At 67.7% G+C, this 8,244-nt stretch carries 8 protein-coding genes and 1 pseudogene; 3 read left to right on the forward strand and 6 right to left on the reverse strand.

Annotated features, from left to right (window positions below):
* Positions 1-24: 24 nt before the first annotated feature.
* The 4 genes from VD972_RS09515 to VD972_RS09530 form a co-directional block, all read right to left on the reverse strand.
* Positions 25-726, reverse strand: a complete 702-nt coding sequence (locus tag VD972_RS09515; RefSeq protein WP_324984201.1) for a hypothetical protein — start codon at positions 724-726, stop codon at positions 25-27.
* Entirely contained in the window at positions 723-2,285 is a 1,563-nt protein-coding gene (locus VD972_RS09520) for an AAA family ATPase (RefSeq protein ID WP_324984204.1), read from the reverse strand. The genes VD972_RS09515 and VD972_RS09520 overlap by 4 nt, the downstream gene beginning before the upstream one ends.
* 20 nt (positions 2,286-2,305) lie before the next feature.
* On the reverse strand, positions 2,306-2,917 hold the full coding sequence (locus tag VD972_RS09525; protein ID WP_324984206.1) for an SRPBCC family protein: 612 nt from the start codon (positions 2,915-2,917) through the stop codon (positions 2,306-2,308).
* Positions 2,918-2,987: 70 nt separating this feature from the next.
* Entirely contained in the window at positions 2,988-4,151 is a 1,164-nt protein-coding gene (locus tag VD972_RS09530) for a hypothetical protein (RefSeq protein ID WP_324984209.1), read from the reverse strand.
* Between the two features lie 450 nt (positions 4,152-4,601).
* On the opposite strand from VD972_RS09530, the gene VD972_RS09535 reads away from it, so the two are divergent.
* On the forward strand, positions 4,602-5,870 hold the full coding sequence (locus VD972_RS09535) for an AHH domain-containing protein (protein ID WP_324984212.1): 1,269 nt from the start codon (positions 4,602-4,604) through the stop codon (positions 5,868-5,870).
* A gap of 15 nt (positions 5,871-5,885) precedes the next feature.
* Positions 5,886-6,449, forward strand: coding sequence for an imm11 family protein (locus VD972_RS09540; RefSeq protein WP_324984215.1), 564 nt, complete (start codon positions 5,886-5,888; stop codon positions 6,447-6,449).
* Here VD972_RS09540 and VD972_RS09545 read toward each other — a convergent pair.
* Together VD972_RS09545 and VD972_RS09550 are read right to left on the reverse strand one after the other, a co-directional pair.
* Positions 6,446-7,438, reverse strand: coding sequence for a ribonuclease D (locus VD972_RS09545; protein WP_324984222.1), 993 nt, complete (start codon positions 7,436-7,438; stop codon positions 6,446-6,448). The genes VD972_RS09540 and VD972_RS09545 overlap by 4 nt on opposite strands.
* Before the next feature lie 117 nt (positions 7,439-7,555).
* Positions 7,556-7,687: pseudogene (locus VD972_RS09550) on the reverse strand (Imm52 family immunity protein); the annotation flags it as partial.
* 65 nt (positions 7,688-7,752) lie between these two features.
* Between VD972_RS09550 and VD972_RS09555 the strand changes: the two are divergent.
* A partial coding sequence (locus tag VD972_RS09555; RefSeq protein ID WP_324984219.1) for a hypothetical protein occupies positions 7,753-8,244 on the forward strand: 492 nt, incomplete at its 3' end.

Below are 8,244 nucleotides of genomic sequence, written 5' to 3' on the forward strand. Positions count from 1 at the left end.
CATGGGGTGCCCTGTCCGCCGAACTCAGAACCTCCGCCCCCGCCGCAGCAGCCAGGAGGGGGGAAGGAACATCACCAGGAGAATGAACATCAGCAGGGCCGCCAGGTGCCGCATCTCGCGAGGCCCATAGCGCAAGACCAGGGGAGTCCCCACGAGGAGCCCCAGGCCCACCGCCCAGCGAACGGGCTTGGAGGGAATGAGGCTCAGCAGCGCCACGCCCGGGGAGCGGCCTTTCAGGAAGGAAGCCCCACGGTGGATGTCCCACGGCTGTGAGCGCAGCTGCTCGTGCAGCCGGGCCTTGGCGGCCGCGTCCTCCTCCCGCTGGGCCTCGGCCTGTTGCCGCGCCTGCTCGAGGGCCTGCGCGTGCTCGCGCTCCTGGGCCTCCCGGGTCTGCCAGAGCCGCTCGTTGTACTCGCGCTGCTGGGGCGTGTTCAGATCCGCGCCGCACACCCCACACTCCTGGGTGTAGCGGCCGTTCTCGGACTCACACCGGGCACAGCGAGGGAAGCGCTCTTCTTTGTTGGGAGCCTCCGCCAAGGCCAGTGGCGCCTCGCCTCGGAAGCGCTCGAGGTGGGCCTCGGGAACCACCGCCCCCTGAGGAGCCTCTCCTTGCTCCGCCAGGGCCTCGAAGCGGCCGCCGCTCTGCAGACGAGGGGGCTCCTCCGGCTTGGAGCGCTCACCGCGCGAGCGCTCCAGGTGGAGGAAGCGGGTGAACTTGGAGGTCATCTGCCCTCCGGGGGGCCGCCGAGCGACGCCGGGCGAGTCCGCCCCTTGGCCCACGCCCGGAGCCGGGAGATCTCGTCCCCCATGGTGACGGACAGCGGGAACGTCTCTCGGATGCTGCGCACCAGGTGAGGCTGCCCGAGCTCCACTCCCTCGCCGAAGGCCTCGTACAGCCCCGCGATCACCGCCTGCTCAATCTCCGCGCCGCTGAAGCCATCCGTGAGCGTGGCCAGTGCCTCCAGATCGTAGTGCGCGGGGTCGCGCCGCCGCCGGTTCAGGTGGATGCGGAAGATCTCCCGGCGCTCGGCCTGCTCGGGCAGATCGATGAAGAAGATCTCGTCGAAGCGTCCCTTGCGCAGCAGCTCCGGCGGCAGGCCGTCGATGCGGTTGGCGGTGGCCACCACGAACACCGGCGCCGTCTTCTCCTGCAGCCAGGTGAGCAGCGTCCCGAAGACGCGGGCAGAGACGCCGCTGTCGCCCGTGCTCGAGGAGGCCACACCGGACAGCCCCTTCTCGATCTCGTCCACCCACAGCACCACCGGCGCCACGCTCTCGGCCACGCGGATGGCCTTGCGCAGGTTCTCCTCCGAGGAGCCGATCAGCCCGCTGAAGATGCGGCCCATGTCCAGCCGCAGCAGCGGCAGGTTCCAGTGCGCGGAGACGGCCTTGGCGGTGAGGCTCTTGCCGCAGCCTTGCACGCCCAGCAGCAGCACGCCGCGCGGCTCGGGCAGCCCGAACTGGCGGGCCCGCTCTCCAAAGGCAGCGGTGCGCTGCCCCAGCCACGCCTTGAGGTTCTGCAGGCCGCCCACGTTCCCCAGGGTCTCATCGGGCGGGTAGTACTCGAGCAGCCCGTTCTTGCGGATCACCTGGCGCTTCTCATCCTGGATGCGCTTGATGTCCTCCACGCCCAGCTTCCCGTCGTGGGCAATGGCCTTGGCGAAGGCATTCTCCGCCTCGGCGAGCGTGAGCCCGAGCGCCGCCTTGATGATCTGATCGGCATGATCGCGCGACAGGTCGACGGTGGCCTTGTTGTTCTTGCGCACCACGGCGACGATCTCTTTGAGGAGCTGCAGCAGATCGTTGTACCCGGGCAGCGGCACGTCAATGACGGAGACCTCCTTCTCCAGCTCGACGGGGATGCTGAGCGTGGGGGCCAGAAGGATGACGGTGGTGAAGGTGCTCTTGAGAAAGTGGGCCAGCTCGCGCACGGCGCGCACCACGCCCTTGTCCTCGAGGTAGGGGTGGAAGTCCTTGAGCACGATCAGCGCCGGCTCGTTCAGCTTCTCGATGGCGGCGAGCGCGTCAACGGGGTTGCGCGTCTCCTCGGGCTGCGTCGCGGTCCGCGAGCCGCCCATGTTGCGCAGCCCGCGGGTGATGGACCAGTGGAAGAGCGCCTTGCCGTGCGAGCGCGCCAACTCGGCCAGGATCGCATCCACCCGGTGCTCCTCCCAGGAGACCAGGTAGAGGAGCGGGTAGCGAGCCCGGATGAAGATGTCGAGCTCCTCCAACCACGGCGCCGTCGCAGCGCGGGAGGTGGGAGAGCCAGGAGCCGGGGGCGTCATGCCCCCAGATATATCAAGCCTTACGGGGCTGCGGGTGCGGCCTCCGGGGCGGAGCCGGTGGGCGCGGGCTGCGCGGCCTGGGCCTGCTCCGCTGCCCGACGCTTCTCCGCGACGGTCTTGAGGTTCTTCAGCCCCGTCTGGAAGTTGTTGGCCAGCATGTCTTCGATCATGCCCACGAAGTAGCCACCGATGACGGGCGGCAGCGTGCCCTCATCCACCCACTTCACCTTCGTGCCCTCCGCTTCGCGCGTCCACGTGAGCGCGCCGCGGGCGTTCACTTCCTTGTCCGTCTCGATCATCTCGTCCACCCACACGCCGGTGGAGACATCGCTCTTCGTGATGGTCATCTTCCCTTGCCCCATCTTCGGGCCTTTCCACGACCACCACGCTCCCTCACCCGAGGCCGGCCCGCCGTAGTCCCACTTCACCTCGGGATCCATGTCCTTCGTCCAGGCCGCCCACGACTGCCACTGCTTCAGATCGGTCACGAAGGGGTGGATGTGCTCCGGCGCGGCGTTGATGACCAGCACCTGCTCGACGTGCCACTGCCGGGGCAGGAAGAGGCCCACCACCGCGAGCACGGCCACCAGCGCCGCGAACCCCAAGCCACCGATCTTCAGAATGCGCTTCATGAGTCCCCCCAAGTTGGGAATGGATACAGCGAAAGGAGCGGCACCATACACCGAGCCCTGGAGTGATTCATCAGTAGGCCCAGGAGCCGATGGAGAAGGCGTGCGTCACCTTGTGGTTGAGCCAGAGGGCGAGGAGCGCGACCGGCCATCGCAGCCAGGCTGGCCGCTCAGCGAGCCAGTCGCCTACCCGGAACAGGACGGGAAACATCACCGCGCCGAAGCGGAACGCGTTGCCCAGATCGCCCTGAGGCAGCATGACGAGCAGTGCGAGCAGCCCATAGAGGGCCAGGGGCAGGCTGCGACGGCTCAGCGCCACGGCCCCGGCAAGCCACACAGCGCCGAAGAGGTTGCGCAGGCCCAGCCACCAGCCGGGCTGGTGCCACTCATTGCCGAACCAGAGCCCGCGGATCGCGCCCCACAGGGAGTCCACATGGTGCCAGTTCTGCTGGGCATGCAGGTGCGCGAGCGGATCCCCGGCCGAGCGGGCCTGGAAGAGAAGGAACCCGCCGAACGACGCGAGCGCCACGCCCCCCACCGTGGCGAAGCGCGCGAGCCGGCCAGGCCACAGACCCGGGGTGCGGGCCACCAGGAGCGCAGCGGTGATGGCGACGAAGATGCCCTGGTTGCGCGTCCACACACAGAGTGCGGCGAAGGCCGCGGCACGCCAGACGTGCCTGTCCCAGGCGGAGGCCAGGGCGCCCAGGGAGAGAAGCAGGAAGAGCCCCTCGGTGTGGTGCGAGTGCAGGGCGAAGCTGGCGGGGCTGTAGAGGAAGAAGAACCAGGCCCACACCGTCCGCGGCTCGAGCGGAGAGGCAGCCCCCTGCCGGGCTCCTCGCCAGGAGACCCAGGCGGCGAACGCCAGCAGGCAGAGCGAGGACAACGCGGAGCCGATGACCTGGGGCGGCAGCGCTCCTCCCAAAAGGGTGCGAAGGAGAGACACCGTTGCTGGGTAGAGGGGCAGGAAGGCTCGCAGCGCCGGATCGTACCCCTCGGTGATGATGCGGGTGTAGAGGTGCGAGTCCCAGCGGTCGATGGCTTCAAGGAATGGGAACCCGCGCCGGAACGCCGTCCAAGCCCACAGCCCGAAGTGGTGCACCAGCATCAGCGCGGTGAGGCCCAGCGCCAGAGGCCACCGCGGGGTGGCGGCGGGAGCGTCCTGGCCGCCGGGTGGAGCGCGGTGCGCGGAGCCCTCTCCAGGCGCTGGGCTGAGTGCAGGTGTCTCCGCGGGCTTCAAGCGCGCGGCACGCTAACGCGCCCACAGGGGGCGGACAACTGACGCACACTCCAGGCCGACGGGCTCGGGGCAGTCACCCTGCCGGCCAGGCCTGCAACGGCCGGAGCAGTCAGGCCATGGCCATGGCGCGCAACACCTCGGTCATGACGGAAGCGGTCAGCACCCGCTCCCCATCGAAGCCGCGAGCGCTGGGAGGCTCGCGGTGAGAGGTGCAGGCACGTGGCGAGCGTCCAGGCGTCAGCGTCGGCGGGAGCCTCCCCAGCAGGGTGTGAGGGTGTGAAGAACGGGCGCCACCCGGCAACTCCTCCTCTCCCACATGGCAACCCTCTAACCTGATCCGATCCTCACAAGGAAGGGTGACCCATGATGCCGTGGCGGATTCTGTGGCGAGCCAATGCGCTGATCCTTGCGGTGATGGTCGGGTGCGCTGGCACTTCGAGAGGTCTCCGAGTGGAAACCGGAGCGGGGGGACAAACCATCGTCCACATCCCCCGCACCGCTACCGTGGAGCCGGTGGAGGTGACGCCGGAGGAAGTGACGGCGGCCATCCGGAGACTGGCGCGGGAGGTGCGGCTGAGCGGCTCCCCTCGTGAAACGGTGGAGAAGTTGTTTCAACTCGACGCGCTCTACAGCGATTACCTCTACCTGCTCGGAGAGCGAAAGCTCGTCCCGCTGGAGTCGGGCACTCCCCTGGAAGGAACGTTGACGGTGGAGGAGGAGAAGCTCGTCAGCCGGTACAAGGGCTGGTGCCGGAGCGACCATGGTTTCGAGGGCGATTGCCTGGGGGGCGCGCTCGTTGCCGGGAAGTACCTGGACATGCAAGGCCGCTACATGTTGGCCATGGCCCTGAGCAAGAGTCCCGTGCTGGAGGAGTTCGAGAAGGCGCTGGGCGAGATGGTGAGCATGCAGGCCGTCATGCAGGCCGCGATAGCGACTGTCGTCACGCTGCTCGTCCTCCTCGCGATGCCCGAGCCGGTAACGAAGTTCATCGCCGCGTGGGCGACCGTGGGGCTCATTCTCTGGGTGGGCGGCAAGACGCTCTACAACCTGATCACCGGTTGGTTCCAGTTGATGGAGGAGGTGAAGGTTGCAGCCACCTTCGAGGAGATCCGCGAGGCGGGCGAGAAGTTCGGCAAGTTGTTCTCGCGTGAGGCGGCGCAAGCGTTCGCCATGATGGCGATGGCGCTGCTGACGCGCACGGCGAAGGGGTTCGCGGAGCAGGTGGGGACGCTGCCCGGTTCGGCGCAGGTGTCGATGCAGGCTGTGGGCCGAGAAGGGGTCTTGTTGTCGGAGGTGGGCGCGGTGGAGTCGGTGGCGGTGACGGCCGATGGATTCAGTGTGGTGCTGGCCCCGGGCGCGGTGGCGATGGCGGCGCGCGGTGGACGCGGCGACCGCACGGAGAAGCACCACATCGGGACCATCGCTAACAAGAAGTCCGCCTTGCGTGGTGGCCCGTGGACCCCCCTGTTCGAGGAGCTTTTCGCCAGGGCGGGCATGCGGTTGAAGGATGCTGAGAACATCGTGCCCATCCAGGGGCACAAGGGGCCTCACCCGCAGCGATACCATCAAATCGTCTACGAGCGCTTGCGGGAGGCGCTGGGAGACTGTCGCGCCATCGCGGAATGCCGAGCGGAGTTGACCCGCGAACTCCGTAGCCTCGCGGAAGAGATCTCCACACCCGGAACGGAGTTGAACCGGCTCGTCACCCTGGGGCAATGACGCTAGAACTTCCCTATGGCCCAGCGCTTCTTCAAGCTCTCCGACGACCTCTATGTCCCCCACCGCTGGTACTTGGCCACTCCCATCGATAACCAGGGCCGCAAGGTGCATGACTGGGACTTCACGAGAGGAACGCCCGTGCATGTTGAAGGACAGTTGAAAATCCCCATCAAGATTGCAGGCAGGCCGCTGGACTTCTCCTGGGCGCTATTGAGCATCCCCGTCGTCCACGTCAAGGTGGCTTCCATGCTGTCGGAGCGCGCCCCCGGCGACGTGCAGCTCATCCCCGCAGACATCGATGGCCAACCGGATCAGTACCTCGTCCTCGTCGCAACACGCCTCATCCGCTGCATCGACGAGAAGGCATCAAGGATCCTGCTTTGGACCCATGAGGATGGAGCGCCGCACAAGGTTGGCAAGTACCGAGATGTTCGGGACATGCGCATCGACAAGCTGAAGGTGGGGAACGCCAAGGTCTTCCGTCCCGATGGCTGGTCGAGCACGCTGCTCGTCTCCGAGGAGATCAAGGACGCCTTGGAGCACATGGGCGCTACGGGCACGCGATTCGAGGAGGTCTAGTGGCCCAGCAGAGATTGCGGGCCGAGCGTGAACGTCGCAATGCCGGCGCGTTTGAAATGCTCCTGCAGCTTCAGCAGGATCTCCGCGGACAGCGCGGCATATCTCAGCTGCTCGAGGCCCAGAGGCCGCTGGCTCCAGTTCGAAGTCTGCATCTCCTTGTCGAGCGAGAGGCCCAGCTCGCGCTCGCACACCATCGCCAGGCTGTGTCCTCCCAGCACCTCCGCTCCACGCAGCTGGCGTGAGGCCTCCAGGGTGTCGAGCACCCCTTGGAGCGGGATTCCGACCGCCGCGAGGACCCGCCGCTCGAAGCTCGCATGGTGGATGACCTTCTGTGGGCGTGACGCGCCCAGCACCTGCCCGAGCGGAGCAAGGTCACCCACCGCGAAGGGATCGATGAGGTAGGTGCGGCTTCGCGTTGCAATCTGGACGAGGCAGAGCGTTCCGAAGTCGAGCGTCGTCTCGACATCCAACCCCACCGCCTCCTCGCCCTGGAGCTCCTCGCTGACGCTGCGAAGGGCCGCAGGCGTATCCACCCACTGGATCTCGTTCTGGGGCGTGGCTGCGCCCGAGCGCGGTGCCACCGCTTGAAGTTCAACGACGAAGGCCTCTGCCGCCCGGGTATCCCTCAGGCGGATCCCCATCGACCGTGGCGCCGCCCGGACGCCGCTCACCTCCACGCTGCCAAGGAAGCGAAGCGTGCCCCCAAGATCGAGGAGCTTCTCCGCGAGCAGCCGGTCCTCTGCATCCTCGGGCAGGCACGGCTGGAACTTGCTCACCATGCCCCGCGCCATGTCATGGGCCGCGGCCGCGGCGACGCGCTCCCAGTTCAGCTCCCCCAGCCCGCTGACAGTCTCCCTCGCGGCTGTCATGGGCAGCTCCTTGCAACGAACCGAGAGGTTGCCAGCCACCCATCGCTTGCCGGACTTCGCCTCCAACCCCGCCGCGAGGAGCCTGTTGATCGCCCCCCCTGCGAACGTGTGCCATTGCACCCCTTCCGGCTGCTCCTCCAGGCAAAGGCCCGTCGCTCCGGCGGACCGCCCAGCCCCCCCAGGTCGATCTCCAGGAAGCCCTCCGGGGCCACCTCGTGCTTCCCAAGAGACAGGCAGCGGGGGCACCGTGCCGCGCAGCCGCGAGAAGTACATCACCCAGCCTACGAAGGTGCCCGGCTTCGCTCTCTCCGTCACGCTGGCCCGGTGCGCCTCGGATGTCGCCACTCCCCACATAGGGCCGAAGCACACTCTACAATGGTGGAAGCCCCGCGCGCTGACAGGGGAGCCGGCCCACTCGACGAGAGGAGCGAGACGTGAGGAGAGAAGAAAGTCCGGTGAAGTGGATGGCTCGAGCCTGCCTCCTCCCGCTGTGGCTGGCCGGGTGTGCCACGACCTGTGCCCGGCCGGTTCCGCTGGTGGACGTGCCCCCTTCGTTACGGGGGACAGCGCCGGAGCAGGCCGTCACCCTCCTGCCGCTGAGCGGCCCTCTTCAGGGGGATGGCGCCGAGCTCTCCGGCCTCGCGTGGTACGGAGAACACCTCATTCTGCTGCCTCAGTATCCCGACTGGGAGGATGACGGCACCTCCTGCCTCTACACCGTCTCGAAGGCCGGCATCCTCGCGCAGCTCGATCACACCGCGTCAGGGCCCCTCGAGCCCCGCTGCATTGCGTTCGACAGCGGCGGCCTCGAGAAGCGCATCCCCGGCTTCGAAGGCTACGAGGCCATCGGATTTGCCGGGGACCAGGCGTATCTGATCGTGGAGACCGCCTCCCGGCGCACCGGAACGGGCATCCTCGTCACCGGC

Source organism: Hyalangium sp. (genome assembly GCF_035629615.1).
GTDB lineage: Bacteria > Myxococcota > Myxococcia > Myxococcales > Myxococcaceae > Hyalangium.

Bases quoted from the DNA above. Each gene is read 5' to 3' on its own strand.
- VD972_RS09515 (WP_324984201.1), bottom strand. From the start codon at position 726: ATGACCTCCAAGTTCACCCGCTTCCTCCACCTGGAGCGCTCGCGCGGT.
- VD972_RS09540 (WP_324984215.1), top strand. From the start codon at position 5,886: ATGGCCCAGCGCTTCTTCAAGCTCTCCGACGACCTCTATGTCCCCCAC.
- VD972_RS09525 (WP_324984206.1), bottom strand. From the start codon at position 2,917: ATGAAGCGCATTCTGAAGATCGGTGGCTTGGGGTTCGCGGCGCTGGTG.
- VD972_RS09520 (WP_324984204.1), bottom strand. From the start codon at position 2,285: ATGACGCCCCCGGCTCCTGGCTCTCCCACCTCCCGCGCTGCGACGGCG.